General features: G+C 37.9%; 21 protein-coding genes and 1 riboswitch. Of the genes, 6 read left to right on the top strand and 15 right to left on the bottom strand.

The features are described 5' to 3' along the window. Positions 1-35 precede the first annotated feature (35 nt). The gene (locus QFZ31_RS30685) at positions 36-248 is read left to right on the top strand and encodes a DUF3892 domain-containing protein (protein WP_307310620.1); all 213 of its coding nucleotides are present in this window, start codon (positions 36-38) and stop codon (positions 246-248) included. Positions 249-582: 334 nt separating this feature from the next. Here QFZ31_RS30685 and mntR read toward each other — a convergent pair whose 3' ends face one another. After that, positions 583-1,005 carry a transcriptional regulator MntR gene (mntR, locus tag QFZ31_RS30680; RefSeq protein ID WP_179596250.1) on the bottom strand — a complete coding sequence of 141 codons (423 nt, stop codon included), beginning with the start codon at positions 1,003-1,005 and terminating at the stop codon, positions 583-585. Positions 1,006-1,073: 68 nt separating this feature from the next. Then, positions 1,074-3,257 carry a DNA topoisomerase III gene (locus QFZ31_RS30675; protein ID WP_307310617.1) on the bottom strand — a complete coding sequence of 728 codons (2,184 nt, stop codon included), beginning with the start codon at positions 3,255-3,257 and terminating at the stop codon, positions 1,074-1,076. 165 nt (positions 3,258-3,422) lie between these two features. On the opposite strand from QFZ31_RS30675, the gene QFZ31_RS30670 reads away from it, so the two are divergent. After that, the gene (locus QFZ31_RS30670; protein ID WP_307310614.1) at positions 3,423-4,955 is read left to right on the top strand and encodes a serine hydrolase domain-containing protein; all 1,533 of its coding nucleotides are present in this window, start codon (positions 3,423-3,425) and stop codon (positions 4,953-4,955) included. A gap of 58 nt (positions 4,956-5,013) precedes the next feature. Here the strand turns inward: QFZ31_RS30670 and QFZ31_RS30665 are convergent, their stop codons facing one another. Next, complete coding sequence (locus QFZ31_RS30665; RefSeq protein ID WP_307310611.1) at positions 5,014-5,295, bottom strand: hypothetical protein; 282 nt, start codon at positions 5,293-5,295, stop codon at positions 5,014-5,016. Between the two features lie 273 nt (positions 5,296-5,568). Here QFZ31_RS30665 and cspD point away from each other — a divergent pair, with 273 nt between their 5' ends. Beyond that, positions 5,569-5,769 carry a cold-shock protein CspD gene (cspD, locus tag QFZ31_RS30660; protein WP_026563856.1) on the top strand — a complete coding sequence of 67 codons (201 nt, stop codon included), beginning with the start codon at positions 5,569-5,571 and terminating at the stop codon, positions 5,767-5,769. A 111-nt stretch (positions 5,770-5,880) separates the two neighbouring features. On the opposite strand, the gene QFZ31_RS30655 is transcribed toward cspD, so the two are convergent. Beyond that, entirely contained in the window at positions 5,881-6,066 is a 186-nt protein-coding gene (locus QFZ31_RS30655; protein ID WP_179596258.1) for a zinc-finger domain-containing protein, read from the bottom strand. Positions 6,067-6,086: 20 nt separating this feature from the next. After that, positions 6,087-6,743: a reverse transcriptase-like protein gene (locus tag QFZ31_RS30650; protein WP_179596259.1), complete on the bottom strand. Its 657-nt coding sequence runs from the start codon at positions 6,741-6,743 to the stop codon at positions 6,087-6,089. A 192-nt stretch (positions 6,744-6,935) separates the two neighbouring features. Here QFZ31_RS30650 and QFZ31_RS30645 point away from each other — a divergent pair, with 192 nt between their 5' ends. Together QFZ31_RS30645 and QFZ31_RS30640 are read left to right on the top strand one after the other, a co-directional pair. Beyond that, positions 6,936-7,343, top strand: a complete 408-nt coding sequence (locus tag QFZ31_RS30645; RefSeq protein ID WP_307310607.1) for a reverse transcriptase-like protein — start codon at positions 6,936-6,938, stop codon at positions 7,341-7,343. 5 nt (positions 7,344-7,348) lie between these two features. After that, a complete protein-coding gene (locus QFZ31_RS30640) occupies positions 7,349-8,269 on the top strand; it encodes a DMT family transporter (RefSeq protein WP_307310605.1) in 921 nt (306 codons plus the stop codon). Between the two features lie 36 nt (positions 8,270-8,305). Here the strand turns inward: QFZ31_RS30640 and QFZ31_RS30635 are convergent, their stop codons facing one another. Continuing rightward, the gene (locus tag QFZ31_RS30635) at positions 8,306-8,587 is read right to left on the bottom strand and encodes a DUF6123 family protein (protein WP_218895556.1); all 282 of its coding nucleotides are present in this window, start codon (positions 8,585-8,587) and stop codon (positions 8,306-8,308) included. A gap of 15 nt (positions 8,588-8,602) precedes the next feature. Continuing rightward, entirely contained in the window at positions 8,603-9,109 is a 507-nt protein-coding gene (locus QFZ31_RS30630; RefSeq protein ID WP_307310600.1) for a divergent PAP2 family protein, read from the bottom strand. A gap of 87 nt (positions 9,110-9,196) precedes the next feature. Here QFZ31_RS30630 and sspL point away from each other — a divergent pair, with 87 nt between their 5' ends. Continuing rightward, the gene (gene sspL / locus QFZ31_RS30625) at positions 9,197-9,334 is read left to right on the top strand and encodes a small, acid-soluble spore protein L (RefSeq protein WP_034674074.1); all 138 of its coding nucleotides are present in this window, start codon (positions 9,197-9,199) and stop codon (positions 9,332-9,334) included. Positions 9,335-9,430: 96 nt separating this feature from the next. Here the strand turns inward: sspL and QFZ31_RS30620 are convergent, their stop codons facing one another. The 8 genes from QFZ31_RS30620 to QFZ31_RS30585 all read right to left on the bottom strand — a co-directional run bounded on the left by QFZ31_RS30620 (position 9,431) and on the right by QFZ31_RS30585 (position 18,940). After that, entirely contained in the window at positions 9,431-10,207 is a 777-nt protein-coding gene (locus tag QFZ31_RS30620; protein ID WP_307310597.1) for a TatD family hydrolase, read from the bottom strand. Next, positions 10,164-10,952, bottom strand: coding sequence for an ABC transporter ATP-binding protein (locus tag QFZ31_RS30615; RefSeq protein WP_307310595.1), 789 nt, complete (start codon positions 10,950-10,952; stop codon positions 10,164-10,166). The genes QFZ31_RS30620 and QFZ31_RS30615 overlap by 44 nt, the downstream gene beginning before the upstream one ends. Then, entirely contained in the window at positions 10,949-11,716 is a 768-nt protein-coding gene (locus QFZ31_RS30610) for an ABC transporter permease (protein WP_307310592.1), read from the bottom strand. Before QFZ31_RS30610 ends, QFZ31_RS30615 begins: the two co-directional genes overlap by 4 nt. Next, positions 11,713-12,003 (bottom strand): MTH1187 family thiamine-binding protein, encoded by a 291-nt coding sequence (locus QFZ31_RS30605; protein WP_306073612.1) that lies wholly within the window; start codon positions 12,001-12,003, stop codon positions 11,713-11,715. Before QFZ31_RS30605 ends, QFZ31_RS30610 begins: the two co-directional genes overlap by 4 nt. A gap of 11 nt (positions 12,004-12,014) precedes the next feature. Continuing rightward, positions 12,015-13,022, bottom strand: a complete 1,008-nt coding sequence (locus tag QFZ31_RS30600) for an ABC transporter substrate-binding protein (RefSeq protein ID WP_373459943.1) — start codon at positions 13,020-13,022, stop codon at positions 12,015-12,017. A 126-nt stretch (positions 13,023-13,148) separates the two neighbouring features. Then, positions 13,149-13,258, bottom strand: a riboswitch (TPP riboswitch). Between the two features lie 218 nt (positions 13,259-13,476). After that, positions 13,477-14,370 carry a 5'-3' exonuclease gene (locus QFZ31_RS30595; protein ID WP_307310586.1) on the bottom strand — a complete coding sequence of 298 codons (894 nt, stop codon included), beginning with the start codon at positions 14,368-14,370 and terminating at the stop codon, positions 13,477-13,479. A gap of 55 nt (positions 14,371-14,425) precedes the next feature. Beyond that, positions 14,426-15,253, bottom strand: coding sequence for a sulfurtransferase (locus QFZ31_RS30590; protein ID WP_307310583.1), 828 nt, complete (start codon positions 15,251-15,253; stop codon positions 14,426-14,428). 18 nt (positions 15,254-15,271) lie between these two features. Then, complete coding sequence (locus QFZ31_RS30585) at positions 15,272-18,940, bottom strand: dynamin family protein (protein ID WP_307310580.1); 3,669 nt, start codon at positions 18,938-18,940, stop codon at positions 15,272-15,274. Positions 18,941-19,052: the final 112 nt, after the last annotated feature.

The raw sequence follows: 19,052 nt of genomic DNA, 5'->3' as shown, positions 1-19,052 counted from the left end.
TATAGAAAGAATATCGAGCAAAGGGGGGAAACGTTGTGGAAACAGTAGTAGGATTGCACCGAAACCATTTTGGTGAGATTATTAGCTTTGTTACATCCGGAGGTCGGGTCATTTCTTATCAAAAAGCACTAATGGAAGCAGCAAACGGCGTCATCCAAGGCGTTCAGGCAACTGAGGATCACGCTGGGAAACTTGTTCTAAGCTCTGAGGAGGAGCCATCCTTTGACCATTATCCAAATTTATTTTAGTTTAGAAAGGGAACATTGAATTTAGCCTATTAAGCCCTTTTTGTAGTTTCTTTTTGAAAGTGGTCTCATGAAGCTTTCATGAAGCCCTTTTTTGTAGTTTCCATAATGAAATGGGTCTCATGAAGCTTTCATGGAGCCCTTTTTTGTAGTTTCCTTAATGAAATGGGTCTCATGAAGCTTTCATGGAGCCCTTTTTTGTAGTTCCTTATTGAAATGGGCATCATGAAGCTTTCATGGAGCCTCTTTTTTATATTTCTTTATTGCAACGGGTCTCATGAAAGCCTTTTCTACGAATACCACAGTAAAAGCACCTGGTTTCTACCAGGTGCTAAGTTTATTCGGCTTCGTTTTGTTTCTGAATTTCTTTTAAAGCATCAATTCTCGTTTCATCTTCTTGAAAAAACTGAACGAGATCAACGATCCTTTCAATCGAATCCCAGCTTAAGTGGTGCTCGATTCCTTCAACATCTTTATATATATTTTCATCTTTTACTCCGATGATTTTAAGAAATTGCTCCAGTAAATCATGTCTGAATACAAGGCGCTTCCCAATCTTATTCCCTTTAGTTGTTAAGCTGAAGCCTCTGTATTTTTCATAAACAAGATATTCATCTTTGTCTAGCTTTTGGACCATTTTTGTTACTGAGGAGGGATGAACAGATAATGCCTCTGCAATATCTGAAACTCGGGCGTATCCTTTTTCTTCAATTAACATATATATTTGCTCTATATAATCTTCCATACTTGGTGTTGGCATCCCTTACCTCCAAAAAAAAATTACTCTCTTAAAAGTGTACTATAGATAAAAAATAGTGACAAGTTGAATTATAACTTTGTCACAGTTTTGGAACTCTGTTCTTCAAATAAAAACTTAACCCTCATCTCCTGTTCATCAAGAAAAAGCCTTGCATTAAACGTTTTATCTTTATTGGTAAAACCTTCAATTAACTCCGTTTTCCCTTCAGATAAAAGAAGTTTCACATTCTTTTGGGTAATGTTTTTTCCAAGAATTTTTTTAGATATCGTGAAATTACATTGGTTTTTTTGATAGTTAGAACACCCGAAAAAGCTGCCTTTATCGACAATGGAGCCGTCACACTTTTTACATTTGCCCAGCTTTGTACCGCCCTTACCCTTTGTCATCTTTTTACTAGGGGTAAAGTTTTCCCGCACATCTTCTGAAAAGACCCAATTAGTAGAATGTCCCACTCCTGAAGAGATTAAGTGGGAGACCATTTTATTTGTTTGTTCCATGAAATTCTTTGGAGAAGCAGAGCCCTCTGATATTTCTTTTAATTTTTGCTCCCATTTGGCTGTCATTTCCGGGGAAGCAAGGATTTCCTGTCCAATGGCTTCAATTAAAATTCTAGCTTTTGCTGTCGCGTATACTAAGTTCTTGGTTACATCGATATATTTTCTATCCTTCAGCATGGTAATAATTCCAGCTCTTGTTGCCTCGGTACCTAACCCTTCCGTTTTGGACAAGATTTTCTCCATTTCCTTGTCCTCGATGTGCTTCCCTGCCGTCTTCATTAACGTAATTAACTGACCTTCTGTATAGCGTTTCGGCGGCTGTGTCTGGCTTTCTTTTACATCAACCTTTACCGTACTCCCTTGTTCTCCTTTTATTAGTTGTGGAAGAGCCGGTTCATCCTCTTTTTCCTTTTGGTTGATTACCTTCCGCCATCCTTCTTCGATTTGAACCTTACCTTTTGATTGAAAAACTGCCCGTCCATCTACTAATGTTGTTACCGTTGTATATTCGGCAACGGCTTTTGGATAGTGTGCGGCTATTAAACTTGTAACAATTAGGTCGTAAAGTTTCTTTTCATCGGGATCAAGCCGGTCTATATTTGGAATTTGTTCGGTAGGAATAATCGCATAGTGGTCTGTTACCTTTTTTTCATTTACATACCGCTTGTTATCGGCAATTGATTCAATTGGCAGTGGAAAAAACTTATCATATCCACTAATATGACTTAATTTAGTAAGAATTTCTGGAAAAGTATTCGCTTCTTCTTTTGTTACATACCGCGAGTCCGAGCGGGGATATGAAACATTCCCTTTTTGGTATAGCTTCTGCAACACATCTAACGTCTTCTTCGGTGAAAACTTAAATCGTTTATTTGCTTCGGCCTGAAGAGCAGAAAGATTATAGAGTAACGGTGGCAAAAACTCTTTTCTCTCCGATTGTACATCTGATACTTCTGCAGGTTTATCCCTGCAAAACGCGGCAACCTTCTCAGCCATTTCTTTTGTTTTTACTCGGGTTTCTCCATCATTCTGCCATTTACCGCTATATTTCTTGCCCTCAATATTAAAATGGGCAATTACTTCCCAGAAGGGTTCAGATTTAAAATTCTCAATCTCTAATTCTCTTTTTACAATAAGAGCCAATGTGGGGGTCTGTACCCTGCCAACTGAAAACACATCAGAAAATCCTTGTTTTTGCAAAAGCAAGCTATAGAGTCTTGAGGCATTCATTCCAACTACCCAATCTGCACACGCTCGAGTGTATGCTTCATAATATAGATTTCTAGTATGATCTTCATCTAATAATTTATTAAAACCTTCACGTATTGAATTAGGTGTTAAAGAGGATATCCATAGGCGTTTCATTGGTTTCCTGCAACCTGTAATCCGAAGAATATTACGGATAATTAATTCACCCTCACGCCCGGCGTCGCCTGCATGAATAATTTCTGTTACCGCTGGATTATTTACAAGCTTTTGGATAACGGAAAATTGTTTTATTTTATCCTTCGTCACTTCATATTGGAACTGAGCAGGTATCATTGGCAGATTATCTAATGACCATTTCTTCCATCCTGGTTCATATGCTTCGGGATTCACAAGCTGGCATAAATGACCAATTGCCCATGTGACGTATGCACCATTTGTAAACGTTTCGTTTGGAAAAATCTCAATAAATCCATTTTGTTTTTTATTTTTAAATATAGAAGCCAATGTTGAACCTTGGTCTGGCTTTTCGGCAATAATTAATTTCATTTTTTTGATTGCTCCTTTTTAAAGCATCCAGCATTCATTTTCCCACTTCATTTGTCTATTTGTAAAGAATAAAAATATATCCATTACTAGATCAATAGATTGACTCATTATATAATAGAACTCTATTTGGTAAATTTTTCATACTATAACAAGAGGTACAAAAAGATGTTGAATTTTGAAAAGATTAATTCTTTAGCTGTAAGTTTATTAGAAAAAGCTCCAGGTTTTGCAGTTTCAATATTTACTGATTCAGAGGTGATATTTCAGAAAGGATACGGATCTACAAACACCGAGGAACAAGGCGTTGACATCACTCCTGCTACTTTATTTCGAATTGGATCAGTCAGTAAAACGCTTACCGCAACATTAATCATAAAGCTTGTACAACAAGGTTTACTAGAATTAGATCGTCCGATAAAAGAGTCTGTACCTGAGTTAAAGCTTAGTTTTACTGGCGCAGTAGAAATCACCACCTTACGTATGTTACTATCTCATACTGCAGGACTGCCTGATGGCGGTGACCTTTTCGGAAGCAAAGACAACGACGCCCTTGAGAAATATGTAAGAGAAGAGGTTCCTAATCTTTCTTTTGTTGCGCCGCCAAATACGATGTATTCATATGGAAACCATTCTATCAATCTTGCAGCATATGTTGCTGAAAGAGTTGCAGGAAAAAGGTTTGCTCAGCTCATGAATGATGAAATTTTCACCCCTCTTGAGATGAACAGAAGTATGTATGACCCGTTAAAAGCCATGACCTATCCTATAGCTCTACAACATGAAAAGTCAGACGAGGGTTCTTTCAGAGTGGATCATTCATTTCCTGAAAACGCGGCCTGCCATGGTTCATTCTTCTGTATATCCAATACAGCAGACATGACTAATTTCGGACAGATGTATTTATCTTATGGAAGATACAATGGGAAAAAATTTCTAAGTAAAGAGTCATTTCAAGAGATATTTAGCTTGCAGGCTAATCGGTATACCCTACCAGAAAGCTCTATTGGATTGAGTTGGATTAAAGAATTTGATAAAGGCATTAACTATTGGTGGCATAGTGGTGGAATCGGTACTTACCGCTCGTTCATCGTCTTAATTCCAGAACATAATATCGGCGTTTTTACTGCTGCGAGCAATAATGTTGGATGGGAGATAGTCGAGGAAATTTTGAAGCAACTTGTATCACTTAGTGAAGAGAAACAATCATGGAGCGAACCGAATTTGGACATAATCAAGGCATCCTGCGGAAACTATTTAAATGCTAAATCTGGATTACTCACTATCGAAATTAATCAGGATCCTTGTATCATTCATAATGGACGTAATTTTTCAATCCGTTGTTTGACAGATGATCATATTGTTGGGGTCGACGATAATGAAGAGGTTCAGGTATCAATAGGATTAATAAATCACCCCGATTATTTAATGGTGAACGGATCACCTAGTAAAAAAATTATAGAGCCATTAACAAAGCTGAATTCAGACACGATTACATCTTTTTTCGGGGATTATCAACAAGGAGAAATGGTATATACTTTTTATTTAGACGGAGACACACCAACTTTCTTTGATGGAGATGATAAGCTGCCTTGTACATATTTATTTAAAAATAAGTTTTTCTGTCCTGGTTATGGATTGTTAGAGTTTGATGAGGATAATCTTAAGATACAGAATGCATGGCAATTCGTAAAGCAATAAAATTTGTCTGTTTCATGACAAAAATGGGTGGTCACTTCTGACCACCTATTTCCATTCATTATTGTATAAGTTTTAAGTTTGAATCCTGCATATACCAATTTTCTTCTGGAATAATGTTAGATACGGTTAATATAAATGATGGAATTCTTTCAACGTCAAAAACAATCGCACCTATCTTCTTTGTAAACATAAGAAAGGCATCACCATGTGAATAAGATGATAAATCATTTCCGATTTGAAGCAATGACATCAAGACAACTTGTTTTTCTTCAGCTTCGATGTAAATTTGTGGCGAGAATCTTAAAATCCATTCATCTCCCTCAATCGAAAATCGGTACATACTCCTCACCCTTTATCAACCATTTTTATAAGAATATGAGACTGATAAAAATTTATGTTCAGATAGATTTTATTAATTTTGAATATTGCATGATAATACAATTTACTGGGTAAAAAAGCGCTTACTTTCCTTGACTGCCCAAAAATATTCATGTATATTAAAAGCGTCATGTATCATTAATTGAATAGTAATTATATTATCTTTGTGGTCATGATAATATTTATCTTTGGCACTTTTTATAGGTGTCCTGAAAGGCTTAGGAGGAAATAGTAGATGCAAAACGGTAAAGTAAAATGGTTCAACAATGAAAAAGGTTTCGGTTTTATCGAAGTTGAAGGCGGAGACGATGTATTTGTACACTTCAGTGCAATCACTGGCGAAGGTTTCAAGTCTTTAGAAGAAGGCCAAGAAGTTTCTTTCGAAATCGTTGAAGGAAACCGTGGACCACAAGCGGCTAACGTAGTAAAACTATAATCATCAAACACAACCAAAGGCTGGCGTAAAACCCCAGCCTTTTTTTATTTTTTTCTCAGGCACCTAGATGGTAATTCCTCATTGAACAATTCCACAGCTGAGAACTGCTATTCATGTCAGCCTTTTCCCATATTCTTGCAGCCTTTCCCCTACTGTACATTGTGAAATACAAAAGCGATGCGCAAACCTCCTGCCGCCTTCTTGTTTAAACTGCTGATGCACAAAGCAGCCATTACAATAATGAGCCAATAGGGTTTCAACATGATTAAACAGTTCTTTTCTGCTTGAATTTTTCATGAGTTTACGGCACCCCGTTCTTAAATGATTTGTGTCTTAGCGAAAATTTCTTTCCCCTCTAACGCCTGTGTCGCCAATTTGTCTGCTTCTTTATTGTCATTCCTTGGAATAGGCGTGTACTTTGGTGTAAGAGATAGTGATTTAATTTTTTCTTCTATCCTATCGAGCCATGCATTGAGTACGTCCTCATAACATGGCCATTCACCCTCCAACTGCTTTAACACGACCTGAGAATCTCCTTTGAATTCACATGGCAGATGATGAACACCTAATTCCTCCAAAATCGTTAATGCATAATAAAAAGCAGCGTATTCAGCTTCATTATTTGTTTCCATCTCATTGAACATCTCGTTCGCCCGTATACGATATTTCTTTTTCCCTTGTTTAAAGAAGATAACCACGCCAAGACCAGCAGTATTAGTTTCCTTTTGAAAACCACCATCAAAATAAACGGTAATTTCATGAGGGTCATCTTCAATTTCAGTGACTAGCTTTTTCAGCTCTTTTAAAATCCACGATGTACCTACTTCGTCATAAAAGTAGATATCACTTGCTTTTCCTAGTTTTTCAAGCTCTTCACCAGCTTGTATTGCCAAATCGGTTGATATCCAATCAGAAGTAAATTGTATTTTTTCATTTTTTCCCGTTTTATAATTCCATTCAAGTTTATATTTCATGATTTTCAACCTTCCTTAAAAAATTTCTGAGTTGAAAAGTAAGATTTACAGCTGGCACTTTCTTACAATATGTTAAAACATCTAATCTTAGCATACCCACATCAACAAAGTAGAAATAGGAAAAATATATTTCCTGCGTTTTGTGTTAGATTATGATAAACTTTCAATTATTATGAAACTGGAGGGTCTGCTTTGATTGAGGTATATATCGACGGTGCCAGTGCTGGTAACCCAGGGCCAAGCGGTGCTGGAATATTTATTAAAGGGAATGGGACAGCGGAAAAATATTCTATTCCACTCGGAATCATGTCTAATCATGAGGCAGAATATCATGCCTTTATAAAAGCGCTAGAAATCTGCTTAGAAAAAGGTTATTCACATTCCCTTGTATCCTTTCGAACTGATTCAGATTTGGTAAATAAAGGTGTTGAGAAGGAATTTGTCAAAAACAAATTGTATGCCCCGTTACTGGATAACGCATTACAACTTTCCAAACATTTTGATTTATTTTTTATGAAATGGATACCAAGCATTGAAAATAAAACAGCGGATGAATTAGCGCGTATTGCAATCCGAAAAAATACTTTGGAGGAAGAGTAATCTTCATGAGAAAGCCTATATTTGCAGATATTAGCTTATTATTCGTCACATTTATTTGGGGTACAACCTTTGTTCTTGTTCAAAATGCGATTAGTTTGCTCGATCCATTTTCCTTTAATGGAATCCGCTTTCTAGCTGCAGCAGTTATGCTTATATTATGGCTATTTCTCTTTGAACGAAAGCAGATTGCTTTACTGAATTTAAAAATGCTGGCGTCCGGTTTATTTATTGGTTTCTGGCTATTCCTTGGCTACGCCACTCAAACCATCGGTTTATTATATACAACCACTTCTAAAGCCGGGTTTATTACTGGGTTAAGTGTCATCTTCGTCCCACTTTTTTCAATGTTTTTATTAAAACAATTTCCAAGCAGAAATGCCGTAATCGGAGTTTCGATTGCAACTGTTGGCTTATTTCTGCTGACAATGACAGATGTTTCGTCTTTAAATATCGGCGATGGTCTAGTGTTCATTTGTGCGATTAGCTTTGCTCTTCAAATTATATTCACGGGAAAGTTTTCGAACAAATATCCAACCTTATTGTTAACCGTAATACAAATTTCTACGGTGGCGGTTTTATCTATCCTTTCAGTGTTTATATTTGAAGATTGGAGAAAATCATTTAATGTAGAAATTTTGCTTTCGAAGGATGTCATTGTTGCTTTAATGATCACCAGTGTGTTAGCTACGGCATTAGCTTTTTTGATTCAAACAAATTTTCAAAAATACACAACTGCCACAAGAGTGGCGTTAATATTCGCAACGGAGCCTGTATTTGCAGCTATTGCTGGTTATTACTGGGCTGATGAACGCTTATCTGTTAGTGCACTATTTGGCTGCCTTCTTATTTTTGCAGGAATGATTTTTGCAGAGCTTCCTGCAAATAAATTTCCTTTGCTTAGAAAAAACAAGAGCGTTCAAGGGTAAGAAAAAAATCCTCCTTTAATGGAGGATTTTTTTTACTTATATAGCCACTAATTCTCTTTCCTTAACAAACTTTAGGGCCGCATTTCTTGTTTGTATTTTGCTCGAAACAAGGGTTTCTAATAATGACACATAAAAGCTGCCATCAAAGGTTTTCTGGGCTTTTAATGTAATCTCTATTGCAGAATTAATTAATTCATCGGAAGCATTCGTGTAGTGTTTCCCGAAATAAATAAAACCGATTGCATCCTCTTGAAATTGAAAACCTTTTCCTTCCAAGTAATGCAAGTACTCATCAACTGTCCGCACTGGCTTCTCCATCCCTCTCCAAGCAATCTAAAACCATCTTCTATCCGATTTTAACTTAAAATTCGACATTTTTCTACTATTTTTTGTGCATATATGCCCAACTACTCCTACTAATGCCCCAAGGAGCGCACCGCCGATTACTTCTTCAGGCTGATGTCCTAACATTTCCTTCAACTTTTTGGGAGATTCTTGTTCAAATTCTACGCTTTCTTCTTTATCTACTTTTTCCATTAAATCATGCATGGAATTTACCTTTAAGGTAAGTTCACCCGTTTGCCGTCGAATACCTTGAGCGTCATACATAACAATCAGCCCGTAAACTAGGGACAGGGCAAAATCAAATGTTGGCAGCCCGCGTTGTAAAGCAATATAGGTGGTTAATGTAGAAACCCCCGCTGAATGGGAGCTTGGCATTCCACCCGTTTGGAAAAAGAGGTCTGGGCGCCATTCTTTCTTTTTATAGTAATGAATGGGGATCTTTAAGCCTTGTGCTAAAGCAATACTCGATAGGGCTAAATAAACACCTTTGTTCATTTAAATCACCTCTTATCTTTATTGTTTAGAAAGTTGAGTTTTATTATTCTCACGTGGAAATACTAAAAAAATGGGAGGTGAACAGCGGTGAGTAAACACGGTTCAAGAAATCGCGGTGTCAAGGCACCTGGAGTGAATCCACAGGGCTATGGTCAGGACGCAGAAATGACAGAAGATCCTAAAAGTAAATTAGAAAATGCTGCTAAAAAAAGCAACACTAAATAAAAATGGAAATGGCTGTCCCATCTTTGGGACAGCCTCTGGCTATAGGATCTAAACATTTACCCTTTGAATAAAGAAATATGTTATATATCCAATAAATCATATGTTAAAAAATCTTTTCGTATTGTTTCGAATTTGCGTGTTTATATCCTCAAATTTCATACCTTTGATTTCCGCTATTTTTTTAAGCGACTCCTTCATCATAAGAGGGTGTGTCCTTTTTCCCATAAATTGACCTTCAAAGGGCCATGGACCATCAGTTTCAACCATGATTTGATTAATCGGATAATTTTGAACTAAAGTGATGTTTTCAGGTTCTTCCATGGCAACCTCTGGAGTAACTGAAACAAAGTATCCGTTTGCCAGCATTCTCTCGGTTGTCCGTAGATCCCCTTTAAACCAGTGAAAATGAGCCTTAGGAACAGAATGTTTTTCGAGAAGATCACAAACAACCGGGGCATCTGAATAAACCGCATGAAGAGAGAGAGGCTTTTCCCATTTTTTTGCTAGATTCACAAATATTTCAAGCAATTCAATATAGCGGCCATAATCTTTTTTTGTGACTTTATTTTCTGCCCTCATAAAAAAAGGCAGCCCTACTTCTCCTATAGCAACCATTTTGTCTTTGTTAACTCTCATCCAGTTTATGAGTTCATCAAGATCCTTTTCTGTTGGCAGAAGCTGCTCAGGGTGAAAACCAAATGCTGGTTTTACGATAGGAAATCGTTCCGATAAAACTAAATTCCTTTTACAGGAATCCAGATTCATCGAAACTGAAACCATTGCTTCAATGGCTTCGTTCTCCTCAGCTAGCGCAGCAATTTCAATGTCATCATATTGATCTAAATGAATATGTGCGTCTATTAGCTTCTCCATCGTTGTCACTTCCTACGTTTTTTAATGAATAAGTAACAGTCCTCTTCCATTTTAGAAATTTCTCATCTAAAAACAAGCTTTCATCCCGCGGGCGGTTGAATGGGACCTCGAATTCTGCTACAACTTTAGTTGGCTTTGCGGATATCACAATGATCCTATCCGATAGAAACAATGCTTCTTCTATCGAATGAGTAACAAACAGCACGGTCCGTCGAAAATCCTCCCAAATAGAAAGAAGCCATTTTTGCATATCTAATCTTGTTAATTCATCAAGCGCCGAAAATGGCTCATCAAGACAAATGAGTGATTGTGGACTTAGCAGGGCTCGTATAAACGCGACACGCTGCTTCATACCTCCGGAAAGCTCCTCCGGACGAGCATGTATATAATCAGCAAGACCTGCTTTATGAAGCATTTCGATCGCTTTATCACGGTCCTTTTTCCCCTGCAGTTCAGCTCCGAGCAATACATTTTGTAAAACAGTCCGCCAGGGCAGGAGGGATGGCGTTTGCGGCATAAAACTTATCGAGCCGCGTTTTCCAATAATATTATTCCCCTCAAGCTGAATAACTCCTTTATCGGGAGTCATTATCCCGCCAATTAAGTTAAAAATTGTACTTTTTCCACTTCCGGATGGACCGATAATGGTAACAAACTCTTCTTTTTCAATCGAAAAAGATAAATCTGAAAGAACCTCATTTGGTCCAAAACTTTTTACAATGTGATCAACCAGTAAATGACTCACTCCACGCTGCCTCCCTTGCTTTGCCAACGAATGAAATACTTTTCGGCTGCAACTATAACTGCAAAAAATAAGAGACTTAATACCATAATCGATAGAATGGCAACGAATACCTTGTCTGTCCTAAATGAAGAAGACGCTAAGGTCATATAAACACCAATTCCTTTTTCCGCTCCGAGCCATTCAGAAATGACAGCCCCCATAACACTATAAGTTGCTGAAATTTTTAAGCCCGAAAAAATGGATGGGAGTGCATATGGCCATTCCAGCTTCCAAAACAATTGAGACTTGCCAGCCCCAGCCATCAACATATAATGTTTATGGGAATATGGAACTTGTTTAAAACCGTCTAAAGCTGCCACAGTGATTGGGAAAAAACAGGTAAGGGTAATTACAATTATTTTAGGTAATAATCCAAATCCAAACCATATGACGAGCAGGGGGGCGAGGACAATAATCGGAACATTTTGCGATAATATAAGCAACGGGTACACTGAGTCTCGGATCCAAGGGACCAAATGCAGCGAGACAGCAACAACCAATCCAACTGTCGTCCCTACCAAAAACCCCTCGACCGCAATTTTCGATGTTGAGACTAAATCTGGATAAAACGACGTCCAACCTGAAATAATCTCATTCACTATCATTGTAGGTGCAGGTAAGAGCCAATCAGGTACTTTCGTTAACTTTACAATGATTTCCCATAAAATGAACAAAAGAAGGAGAACCGCAATCGGTCTCCATCCTTTACTAATTAAATAGTTCATCGATATTTTTCCGTCAGGGTTTCCAATGTAATACCTGTAGGCTGGTAAAGGACTTTTATTTGAGAAATCACATTTTTACTGCCCATTTCCATCATCCGTTCGTTCATTTTTTCAATGATTGAAAACAAATGGGATATATCGCCTTCCATTGTTGTCTCTAACGGATGGACCTCATATTTTACCCCGGACTCATCGATCACTCGAATTGCTTCGTCCACATAAGGAATCACATCTCCACCATCAGACGGCTTCGGGATGATTTGTATACTGACTAGTGCATTTGCCATAATTACCCCTCCTATTCTGGTAAGAACTCATTCGTAAAAGCCTTTTTAGCTTCTAATTCTTTTTCTAGTAATCCATTTTCATACATCCAGGAAGCATAGTTCTCCCAAACCTCAAGCTTTTGTTCACCCCAGCGAGGTGCGTCATCCTGGTATTTAGGCGCTAACCATTCTTGACTCTTTTTTACAAGCTCTGGATCTAAATCTGGCGCAGCCTTTAATAAAATATCTGCTGCATCATCTGGGTTTTCGATAGCAAATTCATACCCTTTAGCAGCTGCTTTTACAAATGCTTTTACCGTGTCAGGATTTTCTGAAATCATTTTTTCATTTGTTGTTAATACTGGGGTGTAATAATCTAGTTTTTCTGAGTAGTCTGTTAAATATACCATGTTTATCTTCTCACCGCGCAGCTCTGCCTCAACTCCGGTCCACCCATAATATATCCAAGCAAAATCAATATCTTTTTTAACCGCGGTAAAGAAATCCGTGTCTCCAATATTGATAATTTTCACCTTCTCAACATCGGCATTTTCTGTTTTCATTAATGAATCGATTACAGATTTTTCTGCAGGTGATCCCCAACCGCCATATGTTTTACCCGCAAAATCCTTTGGCGTAATAATGTTTTTATCTGCAGGAGAGGCGAATCCAGATGTATTATGCTGAATTACAGCCGCAATTGAGACAAGCGGGACACCTTGAATCCGAGCCTGTGTTACACCTTCTTGATAGCCAACTCCAAATTGTGATTTTCCGGATGCAACTAATTGGTCAGCACCCGCTTCACCCGGCATAATAATATTGACATCAAGTCCTTCTTCTTTAAAATAACCTTTTTCCTTCGCAACATATAACCCTGTATGGTTCGTGTTTGGTGTCCAATCTAATACAACCGTAACTTTTTCTAGGTTCTTTTTATTCTCTTGCTCACTTCCCTGTGAATTTTCCTTAGTATTTGTACCACAGCCTGTAATTAATAAGACAGATAGTAACAAACTAAACCATGTCTTCACTCTCATCATCCTCTTTTATGTAATTTGCAGGAAATAGGCTTGGATAACATTTCACGTTTTTTTACTTAAAAGGACGTTTTTAAAAATAAAAAAGCGCCCTAGTTTTAAGCATGGGCGCACACTAACAAAGATCGTTTTGTTAAATATGTTCCCTCCGCTGGTGTTAACCAGATCAGGTTCAAAGGGTCATTATCTCATGGATAACCTCTCAACCGGCAACACCGGCTCCCCTATTTTTCAGTCAATTTCCTATCATCATTTATATTATAATTGCATTTTAGCGATTATCCTATTAAAAAGCATTATCAATAGTTTTTTCTCCGGAGTCACCAATATATTCTCACCAACGAAATGAAAGCCTATTTATTAATATTTCTCGCATCTTTCAATAAAAAAATCCCGACGCTTAATAAGTGAATTATACGGAAGGAGGCTGTCCCTAGTTGGGACAGCCTCGGATTTAGGAAACAAACGATGCTTCAAGCGGCAGCAGACGCTGCAAGCCGCGAAGTTCTAGTTCATTTAATTTATTCATAGCTTTTTCTTTCTCAATCTTCAGTCCAGCCTCAGTAAGGTCACACGTTACAGGGACGTCACACTTAATTTCTGCAAGCATGCGTGATAAGTGAAGCATTTCTAAATCCTGCTCGATTTTTGTTTTATGAGAATTTGAAAGACGATTAAGATTCGATATAATTCCCTCAACATGCTCAAATTCCTTTAAAAGCTTAAGAGCGGTTTTTTCACCAATTCCCTTTACTCCAGGATAGTTATCACTAGGATCTCCCATTAAAGCTTTTAAATCGATCATTTGGCGCGGTTTGATTCCTTTCTCCTCAAAGAAGGTATCAGGAGTATGAACAAGGTAATTCCCATAGCCTTTTTTCAATAAAATGACCGAAATACTTTCATCCAAAAGCTGAAGGATATCCTGGTCTCCAGTTAAAATGGAAACATGTGCGTGCTCCTTAGCTTGAGACGCAATTGTTCCGATACAGTCATCCGCTTCATAGCCCGCTAACCCAATGTTAGGGATGTCAAAAGCTGCAACTACTTCTTTAACTAAGTCAAATTGAGGGATTAACTCGATTGGTGCTTCACTCCGATTGCCTTTATAGGCGTCAAATAATTCAGAGCGAAATGTTTTACTTCCCATATCCCAGCAAACTGCCACGTGGGATGGTTTAAAAGAAGAAACGGCAGTAAATAAATGTTTAATAAAGCCGTGAATCCCATTTGTCGGAATTCCTTTTGAGTTTATCATAAACTGACCTGTTACAGCCGTAGCGTAAAATGCACGAAATAACAGCGCCATTCCATCAACTAGCATAAGTGAAGGTTTTTGATTTTCCAATGTTTTGACCTCCGATCATTTAAAAACAACACGATTTCTATTATAGCATAAAAACCTACTCAATTTTGTTTTCTTGATAGGAAATCCAGTCGCTAAAACTTCCCAAGTAAAGTTTTACCTTTTCAAACCCTGCTTCCTTTAATGCTAGAAAATTGGGTGCAGCCGTAACGCCCGACCCACAGTAAACAATGATTTCTTTTTCAGGATTAATCTCTGAGAACCGTTGTTTTTGTATCTCTGACGGCTTATAATAGCCTGCATTAAGTCCCTCGAACCATGGCCTATTAATTGCGCCAGGGATCCGCCCGGCTTTTTTATCAATGGGTTCCTCTAAACCCAAATAGCGTCTTTCTTCTCTCGAATCAATCAAGACTATGTTAGAATTCTGTCCATCCGCCACTGCCTTAACTTCTGCCATACTTGCAAGCAGGCCATGATTAATAGCAGGCTGGAAGGTAGTTTTGTTAAAAGTTGGAACCTCTGATGTTACCGGGTAGTTACCTTCACGCCAGCCCTTAAAGCCACCATTCAAAACAAAAACTTTTTCATGTCCAAGGTATTGGAGCAGCCACCAAAACCTCGCAGCATACGCACCTTCACCCTGATCATAAGAGATTACTGTTGTGTTTTCATCAATACCTGCAAGTTCAAGTTTATGAATAAGCGCATCGAGGTCAGGCATTGGGTGCCGGCCGCCGTGTTCAGCGACCTCGCCTGATAAATCTACATTAAGATCAAAATAACAAGCACCAGGAATATGATTGTTTTCATACTCCTGTCTGCCTTTTTGAGGGTCGGCTAAAGAAAAAGTGCAGTCCACAATACGGACATTTTGCTCATTTAAGTTTTTTAACAGCCATTCTTTGTCGATTATTTGATTCATAGCCATCCCCCCAATGAATTAATACTTAGACTCTTCAAGTTTTTTGTATACTTCTTGTAATTTATCGATGGATACCCCGCCATCTAAGGCGGTAAGAAGACTTAAATAAAAATCGTCTGCCTGCTGCTCTATTCCGGTGATTAATTGTTCAAATTGGCCGGACACAATACCGGAGTAATATTCAGCTAATTTTTGACCTTCAGATTTCAGATAATCATCTGCAGGGACATTTAAAACTTGATACAGCTCATCACTCATATTCTTCTTTTCATTTTTTTCAAAAAAGGATTTTGGATTTTTAAAATAAGACAGTGCTTTTGTAAACAGCTGTTTATTTAAATCACTGAAAGCTAAGGGAAACTCAATTTCCTCTTCATGTTTCATCTCAAAAGGTGAAAATGATAAGTCTTTATTTATTTCCTTCATGCTTCGAGTCAGGCCAGTAAAATAATCCGCTAAAACTTTTCCAGCAAAAGAGTCTAGTCTGACGGTTGTTGCCCGGAGCTCTTGAGCAAAATCAAAGCCTAGACTTTCTAATAGCTCATCCAAAGCTGATTGTAACGCCTTCTTTAAATTTCTTCCGTCATCTCTTAACAAAGCAGGATTAAAGGATTCTTTAAAAAAGTCACCAAACCGGAGGAATACTCTTTGTTTAATATAATAAAGAAGTTCTTCACCCTCCTGGGTTATTCTTTTTTGTAAACCATCTGGTATTTGCTTTTCCAATAAAGCTTTAATCATCGCTTTTTGTTTTTCAATTTCAGTACGTTTTTTGTCCTTAACAGATTGGTCTTCTTTCGAATTATCAATTAGTTTTCCTACTAATTCATAAACACGATTTAATTCGTTACCTGCTGATGTAAGAGCCATTTCCGTTAAATCATTTGAAATAAAATGATAGAAATCCCCTTCAAAATTCCCCATGCCCGACATTACATCTGTGTTTGGTTCTAATTTTTCCTTTAGGGCCTGCAAACTAGATAATGGATAGAGGTGTGGTTTCCGGATCCCATATTTTATTAATTGCTCCGTTACATATTCCGTAACTGTTTCCTTCTCTTCTTCATTTTCAGCTAAGTCAATCGCGTTAATAATAAAGAACATTTTATCGAGCTGGAAGGATTCCTTTACTCGGCCGAGCTGGATTAAAAACTCCCTGTCCGCTTTTGAAAAGGCGTGGTTATAATACGTAACGAACAAAATCGCGTCAGAATTCTTAATATAATCAAATGCTACTCCCGTATGGCGGGCATTAATTGAGTCAGCCCCTGGTGTATCAACGAGGGTAATCCCTTTGCGAGTCAATTCACAATCATAGTACAGCTCAATCCATTCAACAAAGCACGACTTTTCTTCTAGCGCCACGAAATCAGCAAATTCGTTTAAGTCAGTTTGCAGGACTGTTCCGAGTTGCTTTCCATGGAGGAGAAAGCCCTTTTTAAATGCCTGTAAAAATGCATAGTGTGTCTTTTCCGCTATTCCTTCCTGCCCTTTTTCAAGCATGACCTTATCTATTTCTTTTGCAGCGCCTTCTAAGGCAGATGTTTGCAGATCAAATAACTTCAAAGAACGGTTTACGTCCTCGAGCATGGCGCTTTCTTCCTTAAATTTGACCAGCACCGTGCCATGCTGATATTGATCGGTTACAGGCTTAATTTTATTAATCGCCGCAGTTGTCGGATTAGGCGATACAGGAAGTACTTTTTCCCCCATGAGAGCATTTGCAAAAGAAGACTTTCCGGCACTAAATGCGCCAAATAAAGCAACAGTAAATCCTTTGTGCGCCAATCTGTCAGCTTTGTCTTCTAATTCCTTCGCAAGCTTTTTAAAACCGGGCAGACTCTCAATAAGCTTTGCAGATTGATCTAATCGAGCTACCATGCTTTGTAAATGACTTCTTGCTTTTTCCGTTTCATTTTGCTTGGTTATAGCGTTTTCTACGTGAGTGACAGATGGCAGTGGCTTGCTCTTTCCAACGCCCGTTGTCGCTGGAAGAGACTGCCCATGTATAACTTCAGCCTCTTCTTCCTCTTGATGAAATAGCATGTGATCGTCGATAATGATTTCCTTTGATTCACTTAACAACATGCCCACGGCAGCTTCTTTTCTTGCTGTTTCTTCTTCAAAATTGGACTTTTCAGAAAGTGCGCTAACATATTTTTCAATACTTTTAAACTCTTCTTCATACATTTCAGTCAAAGTAGCTGTTTTTTCCGCTAATACAGGCATGAGAGCATGTTTAAAATCTAAAATACCCTCTCGTGCAATTTTTTTAATTCCGTTCGCCAAGTCCTCTGTGTAATGAAGCACATATTCACCAGAAACCCTGGCTCCTTGCTTAACCGTTTGAACAATTAAATCGATCGGTACGTCAATAGAAAACGATTGTGCCTTATTCTGCAGCTCTTGTTCATCTAAACTATTGTTCTTTAAAGTCGCGATTAGATATTCACGCAGGTGCCATTCAAGCTGTGATTTTGTTCTTTCCTGAAGGTCCTGGTACAGCCGATCCAGCCGTGCATTCTTTTCCTCCAGTGTTTTTTGTTTGGAGAAAAGAAAACCTACCTTAAATTCTGGCTGTGCGGCTTCAAGAAAGCTTTCAGCTAATTCTCTTGTTTGAAAAGGCATTAAATAAGCATTGTTTAAAATCTTTGTTATTTCATGGTCCATTTCTTTTTCTGTTTCCTCGACGCCTTTTTCAAGAGTTTTTAGGTTGGAGCTGATGGATTGATAGGTTTGTGTTAATTGCTGTTTTTCTTCCTCAGGCAGCTCATTTAATACTTCAAAAATTGGCTGAAGTTCTTCATCCCTTTTATTACGTTCTTGATCAAGATGATCTTGTGCTATTTTCTTCAGCGAATGAAAAATGGACTGCTGTAGTAGTTGGTCCTTATTCTGCAATTTTTGTGCAATAAATGTTTTTAGATCATTAAATTCATTTAGTTTATGGTCTTGGTACTTTAATGACGTATAAAAGATACGCGCTGGCTTGACTCCCCATGCAGCAAATGAATCCGTGACGCTATCTTGAAATTGGCGGAATGAGAGCTCTTCGTCTTTATGCTTATCAACTTGATTAATAACGAGATAAACTTCTTTTCCTGCTTCCGTTAACTCTTTTGTGAATAAAAAGTTCAGCTCTGCTTGGACATGGTTATAATCCATCACGTATAAAACTAAATCTGCCAGGTGAATAGCTGATTCTGTTGCGACCTTGTGTGCGTCATCTGCAGAATCGATTCCAGGTGTATCCATAATAACCGTATTAGGCGGCAACTGTGAGTCTGCATGGCTGATTTCGATTTCCTCAATTTGGTCGCCATCCTTGCAGTAATTCTTTACTAATTCATAATCGTATGGTGCCAAATACACCCGCGGCTTGTCATTTTTGAAAAAAACCTTCGCATATTCTTCACCTGACTTTACCTTTACAAGGTTCGCAGAGGTGGGAATCGGGCTCGATGGCAGCAAGTTTTCTCCGACCACTTTGTTAATCATCGTTGATTTTCCAGCTGAAAAGTGACCGCAAAATGCAATCATAAACTCCTTATTTTGCAGTTTCTTTGCTAACTGCTTTGTTTTTTCTGCGTTCTCCGTATCACCTTGTTCAATAAGATATTCATATAAAGCAAGGATCTTATTTTTAAGTGATAGAATGGTTTCTTGTGTAATTGCCGTTTGCACCATAGTCTTTTTCCCCTTGTTCACAACTTTGTAATATTTTATATTTTATACGATAATTCAAACTTTTCCTATCGTGAAAACTAAATTTGTTAACATAATATTCACGCAATCTTTT

The sequence above is a fragment of the Neobacillus niacini genome (assembly GCF_030817595.1).
GTDB classification, from domain to species: domain Bacteria; phylum Bacillota; class Bacilli; order Bacillales; family Cytobacillaceae; genus Neobacillus; species Neobacillus niacini_G.
Note: the sequence above shows the minus strand (reverse complement) of the source record. Positions and strands in the feature narration are given on the sequence as shown.